This window comes from Cedecea colo (genome assembly GCF_011808225.1).
Taxonomy (GTDB): Bacteria; Pseudomonadota; Gammaproteobacteria; order Enterobacterales; family Enterobacteriaceae; genus Dryocola; species Dryocola colo.
The window spans coordinates 1-20,443 of the sequence record NZ_SOYS01000013.1 but is presented as its reverse complement, the minus strand read 5'-3'; the positions used below and the strand labels follow the sequence as shown (position 1 = coordinate 20,443).

General features: G+C 51.5%; 18 protein-coding genes and 2 rRNA genes. 6 read left to right on the top strand and 14 right to left on the bottom strand.

All coding sequences use genetic code 11. The features are described 5' to 3' along the window. Positions 1-20 precede the first annotated feature (20 nt). The 5 genes from fabY to typA all read right to left on the bottom strand — a co-directional run bounded on the left by fabY (position 21) and on the right by typA (position 4,884). Positions 21-962: a fatty acid biosynthesis protein FabY gene (gene fabY / locus E2L00_RS19740; RefSeq protein ID WP_167614647.1), complete on the bottom strand. Its 942-nt coding sequence runs from the start codon at positions 960-962 to the stop codon at positions 21-23. 47 nt (positions 963-1,009) lie between these two features. Then, a complete protein-coding gene (dtd, locus tag E2L00_RS19735) occupies positions 1,010-1,447 on the bottom strand; it encodes a D-aminoacyl-tRNA deacylase (protein ID WP_167614646.1) in 438 nt (145 codons plus the stop codon). Further along, positions 1,444-2,316, bottom strand: a complete 873-nt coding sequence (locus E2L00_RS19730) for a virulence factor BrkB family protein (RefSeq protein WP_167614645.1) — start codon at positions 2,314-2,316, stop codon at positions 1,444-1,446. Before E2L00_RS19730 ends, dtd begins: the two co-directional genes overlap by 4 nt. After that, positions 2,310-2,909, bottom strand: a complete 600-nt coding sequence (yihX, locus tag E2L00_RS19725) for a glucose-1-phosphatase (RefSeq protein ID WP_167614644.1) — start codon at positions 2,907-2,909, stop codon at positions 2,310-2,312. Before yihX ends, E2L00_RS19730 begins: the two co-directional genes overlap by 7 nt. Positions 2,910-3,060: 151 nt before the next feature. After that, entirely contained in the window at positions 3,061-4,884 is a 1,824-nt protein-coding gene (gene typA / locus E2L00_RS19720) for a ribosome-dependent GTPase TypA (RefSeq protein ID WP_167614643.1), read from the bottom strand. Between the two features lie 443 nt (positions 4,885-5,327). Between typA and glnA the strand changes: the two genes are divergently transcribed. The 3 genes from glnA to glnG all read left to right on the top strand — a co-directional run bounded on the left by glnA (position 5,328) and on the right by glnG (position 9,473). Then, positions 5,328-6,737 (top strand): glutamate--ammonia ligase, encoded by a 1,410-nt coding sequence (glnA, locus tag E2L00_RS19715; RefSeq protein WP_167614642.1) that lies wholly within the window; start codon positions 5,328-5,330, stop codon positions 6,735-6,737. A 266-nt stretch (positions 6,738-7,003) separates the two neighbouring features. Next, positions 7,004-8,053 carry a nitrogen regulation protein NR(II) gene (glnL, locus tag E2L00_RS19710; protein WP_167614641.1) on the top strand — a complete coding sequence of 350 codons (1,050 nt, stop codon included), beginning with the start codon at positions 7,004-7,006 and terminating at the stop codon, positions 8,051-8,053. Positions 8,054-8,060: 7 nt separating this feature from the next. Further along, the gene (gene glnG, locus E2L00_RS19705) at positions 8,061-9,473 is read left to right on the top strand and encodes a nitrogen regulation protein NR(I) (RefSeq protein ID WP_167614640.1); all 1,413 of its coding nucleotides are present in this window, start codon (positions 8,061-8,063) and stop codon (positions 9,471-9,473) included. 193 nt (positions 9,474-9,666) lie between these two features. Here glnG and hemN read toward each other — a convergent pair whose 3' ends face one another. Together hemN and yihI are read right to left on the bottom strand one after the other, a co-directional pair. Further along, a complete protein-coding gene (hemN, locus tag E2L00_RS19700) occupies positions 9,667-11,040 on the bottom strand; it encodes an oxygen-independent coproporphyrinogen III oxidase (RefSeq protein WP_167614639.1) in 1,374 nt (457 codons plus the stop codon). A gap of 190 nt (positions 11,041-11,230) precedes the next feature. Beyond that, a complete protein-coding gene (gene yihI / locus E2L00_RS19695) occupies positions 11,231-11,746 on the bottom strand; it encodes a Der GTPase-activating protein YihI (protein WP_167614638.1) in 516 nt (171 codons plus the stop codon). 570 nt (positions 11,747-12,316) lie between these two features. Here yihI and yihA point away from each other — a divergent pair. Then, positions 12,317-12,949, top strand: coding sequence for a ribosome biogenesis GTP-binding protein YihA/YsxC (gene yihA, locus E2L00_RS19690; RefSeq protein WP_167614637.1), 633 nt, complete (start codon positions 12,317-12,319; stop codon positions 12,947-12,949). Between the two features lie 86 nt (positions 12,950-13,035). On the opposite strand, the gene spfP is transcribed toward yihA, so the two are convergent. From spfP to E2L00_RS19670, 5 genes are all read right to left on the bottom strand, one after another. Next, positions 13,036-13,083 (bottom strand): small protein SpfP, encoded by a 48-nt coding sequence (spfP, locus tag E2L00_RS22075; protein ID WP_071892919.1) that lies wholly within the window; start codon positions 13,081-13,083, stop codon positions 13,036-13,038. Positions 13,084-13,248: 165 nt separating this feature from the next. Then, entirely contained in the window at positions 13,249-16,035 is a 2,787-nt protein-coding gene (polA, locus tag E2L00_RS19685; protein WP_167614636.1) for a DNA polymerase I, read from the bottom strand. Positions 16,036-16,782: 747 nt separating this feature from the next. Then, entirely contained in the window at positions 16,783-17,406 is a 624-nt protein-coding gene (gene dsbA, locus E2L00_RS19680) for a thiol:disulfide interchange protein DsbA (RefSeq protein ID WP_167614635.1), read from the bottom strand. Positions 17,407-17,433: 27 nt separating this feature from the next. After that, positions 17,434-18,420, bottom strand: coding sequence for a serine/threonine protein kinase (locus tag E2L00_RS19675; RefSeq protein ID WP_167614634.1), 987 nt, complete (start codon positions 18,418-18,420; stop codon positions 17,434-17,436). 76 nt (positions 18,421-18,496) lie between these two features. Further along, positions 18,497-18,766 carry a YihD family protein gene (locus E2L00_RS19670; protein ID WP_167614633.1) on the bottom strand — a complete coding sequence of 90 codons (270 nt, stop codon included), beginning with the start codon at positions 18,764-18,766 and terminating at the stop codon, positions 18,497-18,499. A 72-nt stretch (positions 18,767-18,838) separates the two neighbouring features. Between E2L00_RS19670 and mobA the strand changes: the two genes are divergently transcribed. Together mobA and mobB are read left to right on the top strand one after the other, a co-directional pair. Next, a complete protein-coding gene (gene mobA / locus E2L00_RS19665; RefSeq protein WP_167614632.1) occupies positions 18,839-19,420 on the top strand; it encodes a molybdenum cofactor guanylyltransferase MobA in 582 nt (193 codons plus the stop codon). Beyond that, positions 19,420-19,926 carry a molybdopterin-guanine dinucleotide biosynthesis protein MobB gene (mobB, locus tag E2L00_RS19660; protein WP_167614631.1) on the top strand — a complete coding sequence of 169 codons (507 nt, stop codon included), beginning with the start codon at positions 19,420-19,422 and terminating at the stop codon, positions 19,924-19,926. The genes mobA and mobB overlap by 1 nt, the downstream gene beginning before the upstream one ends. A gap of 89 nt (positions 19,927-20,015) precedes the next feature. Here the strand turns inward: mobB and rrf are convergent. Both rrf and E2L00_RS19650 read right to left on the bottom strand, forming a co-directional pair. After that, positions 20,016-20,131: ribosomal RNA gene (gene rrf, locus E2L00_RS19655) — 5S ribosomal RNA — on the bottom strand. Positions 20,132-20,237: 106 nt separating this feature from the next. Then, positions 20,238-20,443, bottom strand: a 23S ribosomal RNA gene (locus tag E2L00_RS19650); the annotation flags it as partial.

Genomic DNA, 20,443 nt, shown 5'->3' with positions numbered 1-20,443 from the left:
AAAAATAGCACCCTGCGCGGCTACTCCTCTTCGTTACCGCCCTCTTCCAGCGGCCCGAAGGGTTTAGCCGGCAGCACCAGGTACACGCCTTCAAACACCGCGCCCTGTTTTTCGTCGCCAAAGAGTTCAACCTGCAGCGCAACACGTGCTTTACGGCCCCGGGCCAGACGATCGAGATCGCCGCTAAGCGAACCTAAATCCGCTATCGCCCCCGGACGCCCGGTGATGGGGTTGCTGTAACGAATGTGGGCATCAGCCAGAATAATCGTACCGCCCAGATGACGCTCTCGCAGCATCAGCCAGATAAGCCCCCAGCCCGTCAGCGTTGCAAGAGAAAACAGGCTACCCGCAAACAGCGTCTGGTGCGGATTTTGATTGCCCGTTTCCGGCATGGTGGTAATGAATTTTTGCCCGGTGTACTGCAAAATGCGCACGCCCATTTTCTCGCTAAGGGGAATATGCTCGTACCAGGCCTGTTGGAGCTGCCCACACCAGTCGGCACGATGCAGGATATCGTCCAGCGAAGCTACGGGTTTAATCATCAGAAAATGCCGCACGGGTGTCGTCTGCGGAGTGGTGATCTCGCCCTGATTGATAAATCCTAGCTTGGCGAAAAACTCCACCGCGTCTTCACGCGCGCTGCAAACTACGCGTTTCACTCCTTCCTGACGGGCGACGGATTCCAGCGTCATTGCCATCAGCGTGCCCAGGCCTTTGTCCTGTACGGAAGGATGCACGGCCATAAAGCGGATTGCCGCCTCGTTATCGGCGTTAATGTATAAACGGCCTATAGCGACCGGGTTGCCCTCTTCATCCACTACCATCTGGTGATGAGCCATGGCGTCCCATGCGTCGCGTTCGGAGCCTTTGGGTTGATGCAGCGGTTTACGCAACATCTCCCAGCGGAACTGATAATAGCTTTCAAGTTCTTCTTCGGTTTGCGGTACGCGAAGGTGATACATAGCTGTACTCTCTTAAGATTTCGCAAGGCCGATGAACCGTGCGGGATTCAGACCTGCAACCAGAATGTTACCGGGCCGTCGTTGATAAGCGATACCTGCATATTGGCAGCGAAGCGCCCCGTTTGGGCAATGATGCCCTGTTGTCGGCAGCGTTTGACGAAGTATTCGTACAGCTCTTCCGCGAGCGCGGGTGCCGCGCCGCCTGAGAAGCCCGGGCGCATGCCGCGCTCCGTATCTGCCGCAAGGGTAAACTGCGACACCACCAGCACGCTGCCACCGGCTTGCTGAACGTTCAGATTCATTTTGTCATCTTCATCACCGAAGATACGGTAGCCTAATACCCGTTCGCACAGGCGGTTCGCCTTCTGCTCGTTGTCTTCTTTTTCGACACCCAATAACACTAAAAGTCCTGGGCCAATTTCACCCGTCACTTCACCCTCCACGGTGACGCGAGCCTGGGTGACGCGCTGAATCAATGCAATCATGGTTTGTCCAATTCTTCCTGCTGTAGCTCTGAGCGAAGCTTACGGTAATCGCCGAGGGTGACAGTAATTTCTGCCCCGAGCAACACGATACACCATGTCCAGTAGACCCAGACAAATAAAATGGGGATCACCGCCAGCACGCCATAAATAAGCTGATAAGAGGGGAACATGGTGATATAGAGCGCGAAACCTTTCTTACCCAACTCAAAGAGAAGCGCTGCGACCAGCGAGCCAATCAAAGCGTCACGTACCGGTACGCGCGTGGTGGGGACAATACTGTAAAGCAGCCAGAATGAGAGCCAGGAGAGCAGCAGCGGGAAAATGCGCAGCACCTCATCAATCATGCTGTTAAAGCCCGTTGCCCAGCGTAACGACAGCAAATAGGAGCTGATAACCAGGCTTGCCCCGGCCAGTAACGGCCCGAGCGTAAGAATCATCCAGTACACCGCAAAAGAGTAAATTTTTGGCCGGGTGCGTGTGCTACGCCAGATAGCGTTTAGCGCGCTGTCCACGGCATACATGAGCAAAAGAGCGGTGACGATAAGCCCGCACGCGCCAACTACCGTCATTTTGCTGGAGTTCGCAACAAACTGCTCGATATAACGCTGAATGATATCGCCGGTAGCGGGCATAAAATTCGAGAAGATAAAGTGGCGTAGCTGAACGCTGACGTCAGAAAACATGGGAAAAGCAGCAAACAGTGCAAACACTACGGCGATAAAAGGCACCAGCGACAGCAGCGAGACGTACGCAAGGTTTCCTGCGAGCGTCGTCATATTGTCCTGGTCAATGCGCTGCCAGAGCAACTTACCCCAGGCGATACAGGGTCTGAGGCGTTCACGAACGGTAATCTTTACGTTTTTTAGCATGGATTTTTTGCGAAGTAGTCAGGCAGCGTTTCTTTCCCGGTCACCAGAATGCTGGTGATGCCCGCCTGCTGGGCCCCTTTAATATTATCGACATTGTCGTCAAAAAAGATGGCCCGATCCGCAGAAAAACCTTCTGCCTCTAAGAGCTTCTGATAAATTTCGGCGTCGGGCTTACGCATCCCCATATCCTGGGACAGATAGATTTTATCCGCTGCTTCCGCGATTTGTGGGTACTCGCCGGGCCAGAAATTAGTGTGTAAGCGATTGGTATTAGAGAGCACAACTACACGATGCCCTCGTTCACGTAGCTTACTCATCAGGGCGATGACTTCAGAACGCAGGGCAACGAACACGGCCTGCCAGCCCGTAGCGAACTGTTCGAAACTCAGCGCCATATCCATTTCCTCGCATACGGCCGCGGCAAATTCTTCATCGGAAATCTGCCCACGCTCATGGCGGTGGAAAGTATCGCCCATCACAAAGCTTTTTTGCAGATTGGCCAGCGGTATCCGGCTGTAATCGCTCCAGACACCCAGCACGCGATTAAAGTCGATATCGACAATGACGTTACCTAAATCAAAGATATACAGCATAAGCCTCTCCTTTGCGCCGTGGACAAATAACTGTAGCGGTAAAGGGATACTTTGACTATCGCGGGTTTATACGCGCTTCAATTCTGCGAGCAATAATGCAAAAAAAGCCCGTCTTTGCAGACAGGGCTTCGGTTTACAGCGGAAAAGAAACTTAAGCTTCTTTGCTGCCACGACCCGCGCGTTTGCGGTCGTTTTCAGTCAGGTGACGTTTACGAATACGAACGGAAAGCGGAGTCACTTCTACCAGTTCGTCATCATCGATAAACTCCAGCGCCTGCTCCAGAGACATCTTCTGAGCGGGAACCAGCGTAGTCGCTTCGTCAGTACCGGACGCACGCATGTTGGTCAGTTTCTTACCGGTCAGGCAGTTAACGGTCAGGTCGTTAGAACGGCTGTGAATACCGATGATCTGGCCTTCATAAACTTCGGCACCGTGACCCAGGAACAGCTTACCGCGATCCTGCAGACCGTACAGGGCAAACGCAACTGCTTTACCCTGGCCGTTAGAGATCAGCACGCCGTTCTGACGCTGGCCCACATCGCCCTGACGAATATCGTCGTAATGGCTGAAGGTGGAGTACAGCAGACCGGTACCAGAAGTCATGGTCATGAATTCGTTACGGAAACCGATAAGACCGCGGCTTGGGATCACGTAGTCAAGACGTACGCGGCCTTTACCGTCTGGATTCATGTTTTTCAGGTCGCCTTTACGCTCGCCCAGCGCCTGCATCACGGAGCCCTGATGCTGCTCTTCGATATCCAGCGTTACGTTCTCGAACGGCTCCTGCTTACGGCCGTCGATTTCGCGGAAGATGACTTTCGGACGGGAAACCGCCAGCTCGAAACCTTCACGACGCATGTTTTCGATAAGTACGGACAGGTGCAGCTCACCACGACCGGATACACGGAACGCATCCGCATCTTCGGTTTCTTCAACGCGCAGCGCAACGTTGTGCACCAGCTCTTTGTTCAGGCGGTCAAGGATCTGACGGGAGGTAACGAATTTACCTTCTTTGCCACAGAACGGAGAGGTGTTGACGTTGAAGAACATGGAAACGGTTGGTTCGTCGACGGACAGGGCCGGCAGCGCTTCAACATTTTGCGTATCGCAAAGGGTGTCGGAGATGTTCAGCTCGCCCAGACCGGTGATCGCGATGATGTCGCCCGCTTCGGCTTCGGTGGATTCAATACGCTCCAGACCAAGGTGGGTCAGAACTTTACCGACTTTACCGTTACGCGTTTTACCTTCGCTGTCGATGATAGTGATCTGCTGGTTAGGCTTCACTTTACCGCGCTTGATGCGCCCAATGCCGATTACGCCAACGTAGTTGTTGTAATCAAGCTGGGAGATTTGCATCTGGAACGGACCATCAAGATCGACGCTTGGCGCTTTAACGTGGTCAACGATCGCCTGATACAGCGGGGTCATGTCTTCCGCCATATCCGCATGATCGTTACCCGCGATGCCCATCAGTGCGGATGCATAGATGATTGGGAAGTCGAGCTGCTCGTCGCTTGCGTCAAGGTTAACGAACAGATCGAAGACCTGATCCACAACCCAGTCAGGACGCGCGCCAGGGCGGTCAACTTTGTTGATAACCACGATCGGCTTCAAACCATGGGCAAACGCCTTTTTGGTTACGAAGCGCGTCTGCGGCATTGGGCCATCCATTGCGTCAACGACCAGCAGCACGGAGTCTACCATGGACATTACACGTTCAACTTCACCACCGAAGTCGGCGTGCCCAGGGGTATCAACGATGTTGATACGGTAGTCATTCCATTTGATAGCGGTGTTTTTAGCGAGGATGGTAATCCCACGCTCTTTCTCCAAATCGTTGGAGTCCATCACGCGTTCGGTAGTTTCAGCACGCTCACTAAAAGTACCGGATTGCTGCAGCAGCTTATCGACCAGGGTAGTTTTACCATGGTCAACGTGCGCGATGATGGCGATGTTACGCAGATTTTCGATCACAACTTTGCCTCAGGCATTAGAAATAGCGCGTTATTGTACACGTATTAATCGAAGGACAGAACAGGATCACAAAGAACCTTTACAAACAATATTAAAAGTAAGGGTTTGTGATCGCTTTCACGGAGCTAAAAAGGAAGCCATAACGTAAATTGCACCAATATGGTGCCCATTTTTCACACTGGAGCACTATATTGGTGCAAATTATCCGTCGTGGTGCAGCCCTTTTGCACTACAGCGCGCATGATAACGCCTTTTTAGGGTGATTTAAAAGTTGGCACAGATTTCGCTTTAAACATTTCAGGGCAAAAGCCGCATTTAATAATTTTAAACCCTGAATAATTCGGGTTGCAGCCAGGCGGCAAGAGAGCGAGTCCCCTGCAACCTGAAGGATGACGGGTAAGACCTCGTTACCACGACGACAATGATAATCCGGAGAGTTAAGTATGTCCGCTGAACACGTTTTGACGATGCTGAATGAGCATGAAGTGAAATTTGTTGATTTGCGCTTCACTGACACCAAAGGTAAAGAACAGCACATCACGATCCCTGCTCATCAGGTAAATGCTGACTTCTTCGAAGAAGGCAAAATGTTTGATGGCTCCTCAATTGGCGGCTGGAAAGGCATCAACGAATCCGACATGGTGCTGATGCCAGACGCATCTACCGCCGTCATCGACCCGTTCTTCGCGGATTCTACTCTTATCATTCGTTGCGACATTCTTGAGCCCGGCACTATGCAGGGTTATGACCGTGACCCACGCTCCATCGCCAAACGTGCAGAAGACTACCTGCGTTCTACCGGTTTCGCTGATACCGTCCTGTTCGGGCCAGAGCCAGAGTTCTTCCTGTTCGATGACATCCGTTTCGGCAGCTCCATTTCCGGCTCCCACGTCGCTATCGATGATATCGAAGGCGCATGGAACACCGGCACCAAATATGAAGAAGGCAACAAAGGCCACCGTCCTGCTGTAAAAGGCGGCTACTTCCCGGTTCCCCCGGTTGACTCTGCCCAGGACCTGCGTTCTGCCATGTGTCTGACCATGGAACAAATGGGCCTGGTTGTTGAAGCGCACCACCACGAAGTGGCTACTGCTGGTCAGAACGAAGTGGCCACCCGCTTCAACACCATGACCAAAAAAGCGGACGAAATTCAGATCTACAAATATGTCGTACACAACGTAGCTCACGCTTACGGCAAAACTGCGACCTTTATGCCAAAACCAATGTTTGGCGATAACGGTTCCGGCATGCACTGCCATATGTCCCTGTCCAAGAACGGCGTTAACCTGTTCGCGGGCGACAAATACGCAGGCCTGTCCGAGCAAGCGCTGTACTACATTGGCGGCGTTATCAAACATGCTAAAGCAATCAACGCCCTGTCTAACCCGACCACTAACTCCTATAAGCGTCTGGTCCCGGGTTACGAAGCGCCAGTTATGCTGGCTTACTCTGCCCGTAACCGTTCTGCTTCTATCCGTATCCCGGTTGTTGCTTCTCCGAAAGCGCGTCGTATCGAAGTGCGCTTCCCGGATCCAGCGGCTAACCCGTACCTGTGCTTCGCAGCGCTGCTGATGGCTGGTCTTGACGGCATTAAGAACAAAATCCATCCGGGCGAAGCGATGGACAAAAACCTGTACGACCTGCCGCCAGAAGAAGCGAAGGAAATCCCACAGGTTGCAGGCTCTCTGGAAGAAGCACTCGACGCGCTGGATCAGGACCGTGAGTTCCTGACCGCAGGCGGCGTGTTCACCGATGACGCGATCGATGCCTACATCGCTCTGCGTATCGAAGAAAACGACCGTGTGCGCATGACGCCACACCCGGTAGAGTTTGAACTGTACTACAGCGTTTAATTATTTAAAAATCCAACGAATTTCGCGTTGCAGCAAGGCGGCAACTGAATAAATCCCCGGCAGCATAGGTAACTATGTAACCGGGGTGAGTGAAGGCAGCCAACGCAGAGGCGGCGCGAAGGGCTTCAGGAGTTTTTGTTGCCGTGGAAACTTTCAGCCCATCTTCGGATGGGCTTTTTTCTCCGCAAATAACCTGTTATCACAGGGCTTTTTATTAGCTGACGCCTATAATGCACCAATATAGTGCATAAACCGGAGACTGCTGTATGGCAACTGGCATGCTGCCCGATGCTGGACAGATTCTGAATTCTTTAATCAACAGCATCCTGCTCGTGGATGACGAGCTGGCGGTCCATTACGCGAACCCGGCAGCTCAGCAACTGCTGGCGCAGAGTTCACGAAAACTTTACGGTACACCGTTGCCGGAGCTGTTGAGTTACTTCTCACTTAATACCGGCTTAATGCAGGAAAGCCTGATCGCAGGCCAGGGGTTTACCGATAACGAGGTAACGCTGGTGATAGATGGCCGCTCCCATATTCTTTCTCTTACGGCGCAGCGTTTGCCGGATGGGTTAATCCTGATGGAAATGGCGCCAATGGATAATCAGCGTCGTTTGAGTCAGGAACAGCTACAGCACGCCCAGCAGCTCGCCGCACGAGATTTAGTTCGCGGCCTGGCACATGAGATCAAAAATCCTCTTGGTGGATTACGGGGAGCGGCGCAGCTGCTGGCGAAAGCGTTGCCGGACCCTTCGCTGACCGAATATACCAAAGTGATTATTGAGCAGGCTGACCGTCTGCGTAACCTGGTTGACAGGCTGTTAGGACCGCAGCAGCCGGGTATGCACGTGACAGAAAGCATTCACAAAGTTACCGAGCGCGTAATGCAGCTGGTGTCGATGGAGCTGCCAGAAAACGTCACGCTGGTGCGGGATTACGATCCAAGCCTGCCGGAGTTTGCTCACGATCCCGATCAAATTGAGCAGGTTTTATTAAATATCGTGCGTAATGCGTTACAGGCGCTGGGAAGCGATGGCGGCGAAATTGTCCTGCGCACCCGCACCGCTTTTCAGCTAACGCTGCACGGTATGCGCTACCGTCTGGCTGCCCGAATTGACGTTGAAGATAACGGTCCGGGTATTCCATCAACGCTTCAGGACACGCTGTTCTACCCGATGGTAAGCGGGCGCGAAGGAGGCACTGGCCTGGGCCTGTCTATTGCGCGCAATCTTATCGATCAGCATTCGGGAAAAATCGAATTCAACAGTTGGCCGGGTCATACCGAGTTTTCCGTTTACCTGCCTATTCGCCAGTGAGGTTTGTATGCAACGAGGGATAGTTTGGATCGTTGATGACGATAGTTCCATCCGTTGGGTGCTGGAGCGCGCGCTGACCGGGGCTAGTTTAAGCTGCACCGCGTTTGAAAGCGGCAATGAGGTGCTGGACGCCCTGACAACCAAAACGCCGGACGTTCTGCTATCCGACATTCGTATGCCGGGTATGGACGGGCTGGCGCTGTTAAAACAGATAAAACAGCGGCACCCGATGCTCCCGGTCATCATAATGACCGCGCATTCGGATCTGGACGCGGCCGTCAGCGCTTACCAGCAAGGCGCCTTTGATTATCTCCCTAAACCTTTTGATATTGACGAAGCTGTTGCGCTGGTTGAACGCGCGATCAGTCATTATCAGGAGCAACAGCAGCCGCGCCATACGCCGGTCTTCGGCCCAACCACCGATATCATCGGCGAAGCGCCTGCAATGCAGGACGTCTTCCGCATTATTGGTCGTTTGTCTCGTTCCTCTATCAGCGTGCTGATCAATGGCGAATCCGGTACGGGTAAAGAGCTTGTAGCTCACGCGCTGCATCGCCACAGCCCTCGCGTCAAATCACCATTTATTGCGTTAAATATGGCGGCGATTCCGAAGGATTTGATCGAGTCTGAACTGTTTGGTCATGAAAAAGGCGCGTTTACCGGCGCTAACCAGATTCGTCAGGGACGTTTTGAGCAGGCCGACGGCGGCACGCTATTCCTGGATGAAATCGGTGATATGCCGCTGGATGTACAAACGCGCCTGCTGCGCGTGCTGGCGGATGGACAGTTTTACCGCGTCGGCGGTTATGCTCCGGTGAAAGTAGACGTGCGGATCATCGCCGCAACTCACCAGAATCTTGAGCTGCGCGTGCAGGAAGGCAAATTCCGTGAGGATTTATTCCACCGCCTGAACGTTATCCGCGTGCCGCTACCCCCGCTGCGCGAACGCCGCGAGGATATTCCTCGTCTGGCTCGTCACTTCTTACAGGTTGCGGCCCGTGAGCTGGGCGTGGAAGCGAAGCTGCTTCATCCTGAAACCGAAAATGCCTTAACCCGTCTTGCCTGGCCGGGTAACGTGCGCCAGTTAGAGAATACCTGCCGCTGGCTGACCGTAATGGCCGCAGGGCAGGAAGTGCTGATTCAGGATCTGCCGGGCGAGCTGTTTGAAACAACGATGCCGGAAACCGGTACTTCGCAGACGCTGCCCGACAACTGGGCGACACTGCTGGCGCAGTGGGCCGATCGCGCGCTGCGTTCCGGTCATCAAAACCTGCTCTCAGAAGCGCAGCCTGAAATGGAGCGCACGCTGCTGACAACCGCCTTGCGCCATACACAGGGTCATAAACAGGAAGCAGCCCGGCTATTGGGATGGGGGCGAAACACTTTGACCCGCAAGCTGAAAGAGCTGGGTATGGAGTAGTAAAAAGGCGGGAGAAATCCCGCCGTTAGATTGCTGACAAAGAAGGAAAAAACGTGGTTTTTCCTTTTTTGTGGCTATCAGCCGAAAATCAAGTCGTTGATTTTCGTTATTTTTACTTGGTGATATACGTTCAATCTGTGCTGGTTGAGAGATTGTTATCAGACTGAAAGGCGGGAGAAATCCCGCCTTTGCTTTATATCACGCGCGAAAACTGCTGCAGACGCGCTTTCTGTCGCAGATAGACATCGAAACACATGCAGATATTGCGGATAAGCAAGCGACCTTTCGGGGTTACCTGAATGCGGTGTTCGTCGACTTCCACCAGCCCATCTTTTGCCAGCGGCGCCAGAAGGTTAAGATCTTCTGCGAAATACTGCGCGAAATCTATATCCCACAGGCGTTCGATCTCAGCAAACTTCAACTGGAAATTGCAAATCAGCCATTTGATAACATCGCGACGGATACAGTCATCGCGCGTTAACGCAAGGCCGCGCCACAGTGCATCTCCCCGGTCATCAATTTGCTGATAGTAGGCTTTGAGCTCTTTCTGGTTCTGCGCATAACAGTCGCCAATCATGCTGATGGCAGAAACGCCCATGCCAAGCAGATCGGTATCACCCTGCGTGGTATAACCCTGAAAGTTGCGATGAAGCTTGCCTTCGCGCTGGGCGATAGCCAGCTCGTCGTCAGGCCGCGCAAAGTGGTCCATGCCGATGAACTGATAACCCGCTTCGGTCAGTGAATCGATGGTTTCCTGCAGGATATCGAGCTTCTGCTGCGCGCTCGGTAAATCGGCATCTTTAATCTTGCGCTGCGCCGCAAACAGCGTCGGCAGATGCGCGTAGTTGAAGACGCTCAGGCGGTCCGGGCTAAGCTCAGTAACACGCTTTAAGGTGAAAGCGAAGCTCTCCGGCGTTTGCTTCGGCAGCCCGTAGATCAAATCGATATTGGTCGAGGTGAATCCCAGCTCGCGGGCGCGCTTAATCAGGGCAAAAATAAACGCTTCGTCCTGCTCGCGATTAACCAGACGCTGCACTTCTTTATTGAAGTCCTGCACGCCCATGCTCAGACGGGTAAAGCCTTCCTGGCGCAGGTGGTCCAGCACGTCGAGCTCGATTTCTCGCGGGTCGACTTCAATAGACAGCTCGGCGTTGCCGTTAAAGTCGAAATGCGTGCGTAACAGGCCAACCAGACGGCTGATTTGCGCTTTGCTGAGATAAGTAGGCGTACCGCCGCCCCAGTGCATGTGGCTGACGTGACGGCCTTTAAATAACGGGGCGCGGTGCGCAATTTCCTGCTCGAGCGCGTCCAGATACCGATCCGCTTTATGCGTCTGACGGGTAACAATTTTATTGCAGCCGCAGAAGTAGCACAGTTTGTGGCAGAACGGGATGTGCACGTACAGCGAAAGCGGGCGCTCAGAGTAGCGAGCAACCGCCTGTAAAAAAGCCGCTTCACCAAAGCCTTCAGAGAACTCCAGCGCGGTGGGGTAAGAGGTATAACGCGGCCCTGAATAATTATATTTCTGGATCAGGGCCAGATCCCAGTCGATTAACTGCTCAGACATACTCACTCCTTCCGGTGATGCCGCCTGCGTTGACGAAGCCGGTGCGGCACGCCCTTCCTTTGGGCGAAGAGCCTGCGGCGCAACGAATTCTGCAATCGCGACAACTGCCGTAGTTTAACGAATAACCACAGCAGATAACACACCAGCGGAATAACCATAATCAAAACAGGTAATCCCATGGGAGTAATCGCTAGTTGCCACCTTTCAACAGGCGCATTAAGTCGTCGCCTTTATCTTCTTCTTCTTCATCGTCATCATAAGCAATGCCGAGTTGTTCCATCAGCGCATCAATACGGTCGAGCTTTTCGTTAACCCAGGATTGCTCCTCGGCGGTTAACGTCTCACCTTCTTCAAGGCGTTCCAGCAGCGCGTCCAGGCGCTCATCGTTCTCCAGCATATCCAGCTCGTCCTGTGGTGTTAGCATAGGTTTCTCGCTCTTCGGTTTGTGCTGTTTTGGCTTCGCGGCTGGGGCTTCAGTAACGCCCAGAGCGACAGGTTTTTTGCTGCCAATACGCGGATCCTTCGGCTGCCCGGCGCCTTTGCCGCTCTGCGCCTGACTGGCGCCGTTAGCACGGCTACCGGCAGAATGGCCCCGGTGTTTTTTCTGGCGTTTACGGTCGCGGGCTTCCTGATCTATCTCTTCGCGCGATTTACGACGAACTTTCGCCGGTTTGCTGCCTTGTGATGCTGAGTTCTGTTGCTTCATGGTGAGTTGTCTTAAGCCATTTTATTCAGTATAGAATTGCGGCGGAATCTAGCAGAAAGCAAGCAAAGAAAAAAGGCGGCAGATTAACCTGTCGCCTTTTTTCTTGTTTCACAACCCTTCCGGGTCACACAATCCTTGTCTGCGCTCGACGCCCTGTCTCTCCTTCGCAAGCAACTTTCCATGTCGTGTCCTTTATCCTTTTACCGCCTCTCCAGACGTCGCCTCCTGGCTTTTCCTGGTTCTTCGTCATCCTGACGTTCCTGAATCCTCATTCTGAGTTGTTGTCCTTTCTGGCTCCCTTTCCTGTATTAGCCACTTTACGCTTAACCACAAAAACAACAAGGCTATAGTTTTACTTAAGTTCTTTATTTACCAGGAGCTGATATTCAATCTCTTGTTATTTAATGGCATTTGTAAAAGATGCTTTTGAAAGACACTGCAATATCTGCCACCAGCGATGGCTGATGTCCTACGTTTGGTTGGGGAATATCTGCACCCGTGGAGAAACACGGTCTTTTCTGCACGTTCAGGTATAATCCCCTTAATGCTCATCCTGACGGAGACAACCTTTTGACAAACTGGAACTATCAACTGACTCACTTCGTGCTTAGCGCACCGGATATTCGCCATTTACCTTCTGATACCGGCGTTGAGGTTGCTTTCGCAGGCCGCTCTAACGCGGGGAAATCGAGCGCATTAAATACGCTGACGAACCAGAAAGCCCTGGCACGTACCAGTAAAACGCCTGGACGTACGCAGCTTATCAACCTGTTTGAGGTTGCTGAGGGTAAACGTCTGGTGGATTTACCAGGCTATGGCTATGCAGAAGTGCCGGAAGAAGTAAAAATTAAATGGCAGCGCGCGCTGGGCGAATACCTGCAAAAGCGCAATAGCCTGAAGGGCCTTGTGGTGCTGATGGATATTCGCCATCCGCTTAAGGATCTCGATCAGCAGATGATTCAGTGGGCCGTGGCGAGCAATATTCAGGTGATGCTGCTGTTAACTAAAGCAGATAAGCTGGCAACGGGCGCGCGTAAAGCACAGCTCAACATGGTACGTACAGCCGCTGTGTCTTTCGGTGGGGATATCGAAGTTGAAGCTTTTTCGTCACTGAAGAAAACTGGCGTCGATAAACTGCGTCAGAAGCTGGATAGCTGGTTTAACGATATTGTACCTGCGGTTGAAGAGGCCGCCGAAGAGTAAAAAAAGACGGGTTAGCCCGTCTTTTTTATTGGATCGCGCCCAATAAAAAACGCCCCAGTCATTACTGACTGGGGCGGCTAAAATATTCAGCCAAATCCGATTACGTGAAGTAAAAGGTCTGAAAGATAGAACATCTTACCTCTGTACCCTACGCAAATAACTCTACTCCTTTTTATCCGCGTGAAAAAGCATTTTTTGTAGTTTTTTTTCACTATTTGCATACCGTTCTTGAACCATCATCACAAAAAGCTATGTCTTATGTTGCTTAGTTACAAAAAAATGATGCCGATCCTGATGTATTAATGCGCTTCATCCCAGTTTGCACCGCAGCCCACCTCAACCAGCAACGGAACGTCCAGCTTCATGCTGCCTTCCATGAGTTCGCGAATCTTTCCGGACACGGCTTCAACGTCATCTTTATGCACCTCAAACACCAGTTCATCGTGAACCTGCATGATCATTTTCACGCGCGGCTTATCTTTTTCCAGCCATGCATCCACGGCGATCATAGCCCGTTTGATGATGTCTGCCGCAGTTCCCTGCATCGGGGCGTTAATCGCTGCGCGTTCGGCGCCTGCACGGCGTGCAGCATTGCTGGAATTGATATCCGGCAGGTACAAACGACGGCCATCAAGGGTTTCAACGTAGCCTTTCTCTTTGGCCTGAGCTCGCGTGCGCTCCATGTAACCCAGCACGCCCGGGTAACGCTCAAAGTAGAGATCCATATACTTCTGGGACTCTTTACGCGGAATATTGAGCTGGCGCGACAGACCGAAAGCGCTCATGCCATAAATCAGGCCGAAGTTAATCGCTTTCGCGCTGCGACGCTGTTCACCTGAAACGCTTTCTAACGGCAGACCGAAGACCTCTGCCGCCGTTGCGCGGTGAATATCTTTGCCTTGGGCAAAAGCGGTCAACAGGCCTTTATCGCGGGAAAGGTGCGCCATAATACGCAGTTCAATCTGCGAGTAGTCAGCGGAAACAATCACACAATCTTCTGGTGCAATAAACGCCTGGCGAATACGGCGCCCTTCTTCGTTACGCACCGGAATGTTTTGCAGGTTCGGATCGGTTGATGACAAACGCCCCGTCGCCGCGACGGCCTGATGATAAGAAGTATGCACACGTCCGGTTTTCGGGTTAATCATCAGCGGCAGTTTATCGGTATAGGTCGATTTCAGCTTCGCAAGCCCCCGGTGCTCGAGGATTACTTTCGGCAGCGGATAATCAAGCGCCAGTTCCCCAAGCACTTCCTCAGAGGTGGATGGCGCCCCGCCTGGTGTTTTCTTCAGCGGCTTAATGCCCTGTTTTTCAAAAAGAATAGTTTGTAGCTGTTTCGGAGAAGAAAGATTAAACGCCTCGCCAGCAATCTCATGCGCTTTAATCTCCAACTCGGCAAGGCGTTTGGTAAGCTGTTCAGAATGCGTATGTAAAACAGCCGGATCGATCTTCACGCCGTTACGTTCGATACGCGACAGCACCGGCACCAGCGGCATTTCAACATTCTTAAAGATATTAAGCGGGCCTTCGCTTTTTTCGAGTTCCGGCCACATTTTCAGGTGCAATTGCAGCGTGACGTCCGCGTCTTCCGCAGCATAGCGCCCGGCCTGCTCCAGATCGATCTGGTTGAAGGTCAGCTGTTTTTTACCTTTTCCGGCGATTTCTTCAAAAGTAATGGTCTTGTGCTTAAGCCAGCGGCTGGAAAGACTGTCCATATCATGACGACCCGCCACGCTGTCCAGAATGTAAGATTCCAGCATGGTATCAAACGCGATACCGCGCAGCTCAATGCCATAGTTGCCGACGATCCCGCGGTCAAACTTCAGGTTCTGGCCAACTTTCAGGGCCTTTTCGTCTTCCAGCAGCGGCCTGAGTAGCTCAAGCACGCGCTCAAGAGAAAGCTGGTCCGGCGCGTCGATATAGTCATGCGCAACCGGGATATAGCAAGCAACGCCCGGCTCTGTGGCAAAAGAGAGGCCAACCAGATTGGCGCTGACATTGTCCAGGCTGTCTGTTTCAGTATCGAATGCAAAATATGGCGCTTTCTTCAGGCGGGCGATCCACTCCTGGAGAACTTTCTCATCAAGAATAGTGACGTAGTTTTCATAAGAAAGCGCGCTGGCTTCTTCTTCAGGTTCGACTGCAATCTCAATCGTTTTTTGCGGCTTCGCGGCGGCTTTAGCACCCTTCGCCTGTAGCCATGTACCGGCTTCGACGTCTGTTGTCCAGCGTTTGAACTCGTAGTGCTTAAACAGGTCGATTAACTCTTCTGCCGCGGGCTGCTGGACTTCGAGTTGTTCACTGGACAGTTCCAGTTCAACATCCGTTTTGATCGTCGCAAGTTGATACGAGAGGTACGCCACCTCTTTGTTTTGCTCAAGCTTCGCTGCCATGGTTTTTGCACCGCGGAAGCTGAGATCGGCGATTTTTTCCGGGTTGGCATAGAGAGCATCCAGCCCGCCCAGCCCCTGCAAAAGAGCCTGGGCCGTTTTCTCACCGACGCCAGGAACGCCGGGAATGTTATCTGAAGAATCACCCATCAGGGCAAGGAAGTCGATAATAAGCTCTGGCGGCACGCCGTATTTGGTACAAACTTCCTCAGGACCCAGGATAGTGTTAGTCATGGTGTTAATGAGGGTAACGCCCGGCGTCACTAGCTGAGCCATGTCTTTATCGCCGGTGCTAATAAGCACTGGCCGCCCTGCTTTTCCGGCTTCCAGAGCCAGAGTGCCTATCACGTCGTCTGCCTCTACGCCTGAAACTGCCAGTAACGGCAGACCCATAGCTTTAACCATGGCATGAAGAGGCTCGATTTGAGCACGTAGATCGTCCGGCATCGGTGGGCGATGGGATTTATAGTGTTCAAATAATTCATCACGAAAAGTTTTACCCTTCGCATCAAAAACCACGGCGGCATGCGTCGGCTGATACTGCATCAACAGACTGCGCAACATATTGAGCACGCCGTACATCGCACCTGTTGGTTCGCCCCGACTGTTAGTCAGAGGAGGAAAGGCGTGCCAGGCCCGATAAAGATAAGATGAGCCATCGACAAGAATAAGCGGATTTTGCGCAATCTGAACCATAGTGTTCCGTTCCATACCTGGGATTTAAATTTATAGCTAAAGGATGCCATAGCCTGGCCAAAAACATGAGCTTTTGGGACAGATTAGGCAAAAAGTTTTATGGAATCGCGAGATCTTACGCAAGACGGAGATTGTGGATAACTTTGTGTATATTTTTATAACTAACTAATATCCAGAAGTAATTACTTTAATCACCACGATATATTCTTTTTTACATCAACAAGTTACCTAAATATTTATCCGCAGTAGCATAAAGGATTCCGTTATCGTGTAATGTGGATATAAAAACGATTTATGCTATAAGCTGCGGATATTTGCTGGAAAAATATATCGAGGTTAGAGAAGGCTGCGGCTTTTTGCGTAAGCTCTGGCGTTAAACGCTGATAAAATTCTCCGCTCATTACCTTGATTCCTCATTTCGTTTGCATAACCGCCTGAAAGTTATTCTTATATCTTGATTATATGCGTGCTGTTTCGCAAACCTATTGATAAGCCCTTGAATGTTACGCTTTGCTATCCGGGAAACATAGCTTCTCCGTTTTATGGCCTGTTAGCCGGGAAAATGACGAGGATTGCGGCGCGCGTATCGCTGGTAAAGATTGAGAAAGATTTACTCGACGAGTAGATCGATAACGAAAGCTTCGAACATCGCTTTCAGACATGAATCGATGCGCTCTGGCATAAGAAAAATGTTCTACTGAGCAGCATGCTACAAAAAAGAAAGCCGGTCAGTGACCGGCTTTTTCTTTATTTTTTCTCTAGCAGGAATTTGGTTACATCAGCATATTGCTTAACCATTGCATCCATACTGCTGGTATCCATACCCTGCGGATTCAGCTGGTACTTGCCATTAACAAAGATGGCCGGTACACCCTGCAGCTGCAGATCGGCGGCAGCTTTCTCTTGCTGGGCAACCATAGATTTCACTACAAAGCTGTTCCAGGCTGCGTCGTACTCTTCCGCTTTTACTCCCGCATCGACGAACACTTTACGGATATCCGCAACATTCTGTACAGTTTGCGTTTTTTGCACGGCTTCAAACATAGGAGCGGTAATTTTATCTTCCACGCCAAGCGCCATTGCAACGGCCCATGCCTGAGTCAGATCCTTGCCCAGCGGGCCCAGGAACTCAACATGATACTTAGTCATTTTTGTGCCTTCCGGCAGCTTTTTCTTTACGGTATCAGAGACATGAAGCACTTCTTCGAACTGGTAGCAGTGCGGGCAATAGAAAGAGAAAAACTCCAGCACTTGTGGTTCGCCTGCGACGGGTTTATCGAGGGTAACGTACTCTTTACCATCGGTGAACTGGGCTGCCGAGGCACTGAATGCCAGAATCATACCCGCTAGTGCCAGCCAAATCTTTTTCATAATCCACTTTCTCCTGAATAATACTGACTAATACATTGGCGTTAATTTTAATGGGGGTTCGCGTAGAACCCGGACCTGCTCTGTGAAAGTTGCAGTCTGTCTCCGCCAGTAATCTTCCTCATGAATCCAGGGAAAATTTCTGGGAAAAGCGGGATCATCCCAGCGTCTCATAATCCACGCGAGATAATAAACCATACGCATTGCCCGTAAAGGTTCGATGAGGGCAATTTCGTCTGATTCGAAAGGAGTGAACTCTTCATAAGCTTCGATTACTGTTTCAAGCTGCATACGCTGTTCGGCTTTATCACCATTAAGCAGCATCCAGATATCCTGAATAGCTGGGCCATTACGGGCATCATCAAGATCGACGAACAGGGGCCCGTCTCGCCAGAGTATATTGCCGGGATGGCAGTCACCGTGTAAGCGCAAAGAATCGAATCTATCGTGCCAGCGAAGTTCTACCTCCGCAATTAAAGCGTCCGTCGCTTTAAGGAAAGCGGGCTTTAATGCGGCCGGGACCAGGGACGTTTGCTCAAACAAGACGCGCGGTTCATGCAGATATTCAGCAAGTCCGATAGCCGGCCGCTTCTCAAAGCGCTTACGGCGTCCGGTCTGATGGATGCGACCAAGATAACGGCCAACCCACTCCATCTGATCGATATTATCGGTTTCGTACTGTCGCCCGCCCAGGCTTGGGAAAACCGCAAACATAAACCCCTGCTGTCGCAGTAAGGTCTTACCGGAATAAGAAAGGGGAGCGGCGACCGGAACCTCATCAGCCAGTAGCTCGATAGCGTACTGATGTTCTTCTTCAATCTGCTCAGCGGACCAACGGTGAGGACGATAAAACTTCACCACATAACGTTTGCGATCCTCATCCTGAAACTGGTAGACGCGGTTCTCAAAGCTATTTAAAGGAGTCAGCCCGGAATCCACCCGTATACCCTGTTCAAAAAGGGCATCCATGATGGTATCCGGATGTAGAGTTTGAAAATTAAAAGCGCTGTCTGTCATCCAGGCAACCGGCAGTAGATACGAATAATTCAGGATAACATTTCGTAGCCGCTTAAGTGGTCAGGCTTACAACCTTTTACTCTTTAATTACTCCACGCGCGCGCAACAGAGCGGTTTTAAAATCTTCTTCGTAATCTTTCTTAATGCCCGGAATAACGGCATCTTTTTCTGAATCTCGCATTTTCAGGTGATAGATCAGCACATCGTCAGTGAGATCGGCCAATTCGCCGGTATAGCCTGACTCTTGAGCGAGTTTCTGCAAAAATTGAAGCAGATTGAGATCCGGTTCTTTTTGCCATGCTGGCTGAAGCAGCTCGAGCAGTTCGTTAAGACGCTTATATTTCATGGTAGTGCTCCTTTCAATTGCGAGATATCACACGTTAGCAGGCTCAAACCCACAATAAAAGAGGCGATATTAGTGAGATATTTAACAGAAGTAGCAGGGGTTATTCTGGCCGGTGGGCGAGCGACAAGAATGGGCGGGCAGGACAAGGGGCTGGTAATGTTAAATGGGCTACCGCTGTTCGAGCATGTTATAAACAGGCTCGCACCGCAGGTCGCTAACCTGGCGATTAGCGCAAACCGGAATCTTGAAAAATATCAGCTTTCCGGGCTAAAGATCCTGAAAGACGTTCTGCCAGATTATCCCGGTCCCCTGGCAGGGATGTTGTCGGCGATGCAGGAGCTGGATAATGAATGGTTTCTGTTCTGCCCCTGTGATACGCCAATGATTCCGGAGGATCTTGCGGCCCGGCTTTGGAAAGCACGGGGGCAATATCCTGCCGTTTGGGTAAATGATGGCGAGCGAGATCATCCCACCATTGTGCTTATTCACCGGAGTCTGGCGTTGCCACTTGAAAGTTACCTGGCGGCAGGCGAACGGCGCGTAATGGTTTTTCTGCGTGGGGCAGGCGGTCATGCTGTTATTTTTCCCTATCAGCAGCAAAACTTCATCAACGTAAACTCACCTGAAGATCTCACCCAGTGGGAGAAGCAATAATGGTCCCTCTGCTGGCCTTCGCTGCGTGGAGCGGCACGGGAAAAACAACGCTTTTAAAACAGCTTATCCCCTTGCTTATTGAAAGGGGGATTCGCCCTGGTCTGATAAAACATACCCACCACGATATGGATGTTGATAAACCAGGGAAAGACAGCTACGAACTGCGTAAAGCGGGCGCGGCGCAGACTATGGTAGTCAGCCAAAAACGTTGGGCATTGATGACCGAAACCCCGGAAGAACCCGAATTAGATCTACACAGGCTCGCAAGCCGAATGGACGCTTCTTCACTGGACCTGATACTGGTGGAGGGTTTTAAGCATGAAGAAGTCCCTAAAATCCTGCTCTATAGAGAAGGTGTTTCGCACAGCGTTGAAGAGTTAGAAATCGACACGCACGTTATCGCCGTTGCTTGTGATATAAGCATAAAAGCGCAGAAAGTACCCGTTCTGGATATTAATTCACCCAACGAGATCGCTGATTTTATTAGTGAATGGCTACAAAAATAGATATGACCTGCTTTGATAGCAGGTTTTTTGTTAAAACGCAGACAGCAAAAGGCCCTGCACTTGCGTGCAGGGCCTGTCACTGATTTGGAGCCTGGCAGTTCCCTACTCTCGCATGGGGAGACCCCACACTACCATCGGCGCTACGGCGTTTCACTTCTGAGTTCGGCATGGGGTCAGGTGGGACCACCGCGCTGTTGCCGCCAGGCATATTCTGTTTTATTAACCGTCATTCTCATGACCATCAATGTTTAATCTCGGAATTCAGCTGAAAATCAAATTATCGTCTCTCACCAAAACACCTTCGGTGTTGTAAGGTTAAGCCTCACGGATCATTAGTACTGGTTAGCTCAATGCATCGCTGCACTTACACACCCAGCCTATCAACGTCGTCGTCTTCAACGTTCCTTCAGGAGCCTTAAAGGCTCAGGGAGAACTCATCTCGGGGCAAGTTTCGCGCTTAGATGCTTTCAGCGCTTATCTTTTCCGCATTTAGCTACCGGGCAGTGCCATTGGCATG

Excerpts from the sequence above, each read along its gene's own strand:
- fabY (WP_167614647.1), bottom strand. The coding sequence starts at position 962 with ATGTATCACCTTCGCGTACCGCAAACCGAAGAAGAACTTGAAAGCTAT.
- dtd (WP_167614646.1), bottom strand. The coding sequence starts at position 1,447 with ATGATTGCATTGATTCAGCGCGTCACCCAGGCTCGCGTCACCGTGGAG.
- E2L00_RS19730 (WP_167614645.1), bottom strand. The coding sequence starts at position 2,316 with ATGCTAAAAAACGTAAAGATTACCGTTCGTGAACGCCTCAGACCCTGT.
- yihX (WP_167614644.1), bottom strand. The coding sequence starts at position 2,909 with ATGCTGTATATCTTTGATTTAGGTAACGTCATTGTCGATATCGACTTT.
- glnA (WP_167614642.1), top strand. The coding sequence starts at position 5,328 with ATGTCCGCTGAACACGTTTTGACGATGCTGAATGAGCATGAAGTGAAA.
- glnL (WP_167614641.1), top strand. The coding sequence starts at position 7,004 with ATGGCAACTGGCATGCTGCCCGATGCTGGACAGATTCTGAATTCTTTA.
- glnG (WP_167614640.1), top strand. The coding sequence starts at position 8,061 with ATGCAACGAGGGATAGTTTGGATCGTTGATGACGATAGTTCCATCCGT.
- hemN (WP_167614639.1), bottom strand. The coding sequence starts at position 11,040 with ATGTCTGAGCAGTTAATCGACTGGGATCTGGCCCTGATCCAGAAATAT.
- yihI (WP_167614638.1), bottom strand. The coding sequence starts at position 11,746 with ATGAAGCAACAGAACTCAGCATCACAAGGCAGCAAACCGGCGAAAGTT.
- polA (WP_167614636.1), bottom strand. The coding sequence starts at position 16,035 with ATGGTTCAGATTGCGCAAAATCCGCTTATTCTTGTCGATGGCTCATCT.
- dsbA (WP_167614635.1), bottom strand. The coding sequence starts at position 17,406 with ATGAAAAAGATTTGGCTGGCACTAGCGGGTATGATTCTGGCATTCAGT.
- E2L00_RS19675 (WP_167614634.1), bottom strand. The coding sequence starts at position 18,420 with ATGACAGACAGCGCTTTTAATTTTCAAACTCTACATCCGGATACCATC.
- E2L00_RS19670 (WP_167614633.1), bottom strand. The coding sequence starts at position 18,766 with ATGAAATATAAGCGTCTTAACGAACTGCTCGAGCTGCTTCAGCCAGCA.
- mobB (WP_167614631.1), top strand. The coding sequence starts at position 19,420 with ATGGTCCCTCTGCTGGCCTTCGCTGCGTGGAGCGGCACGGGAAAAACA.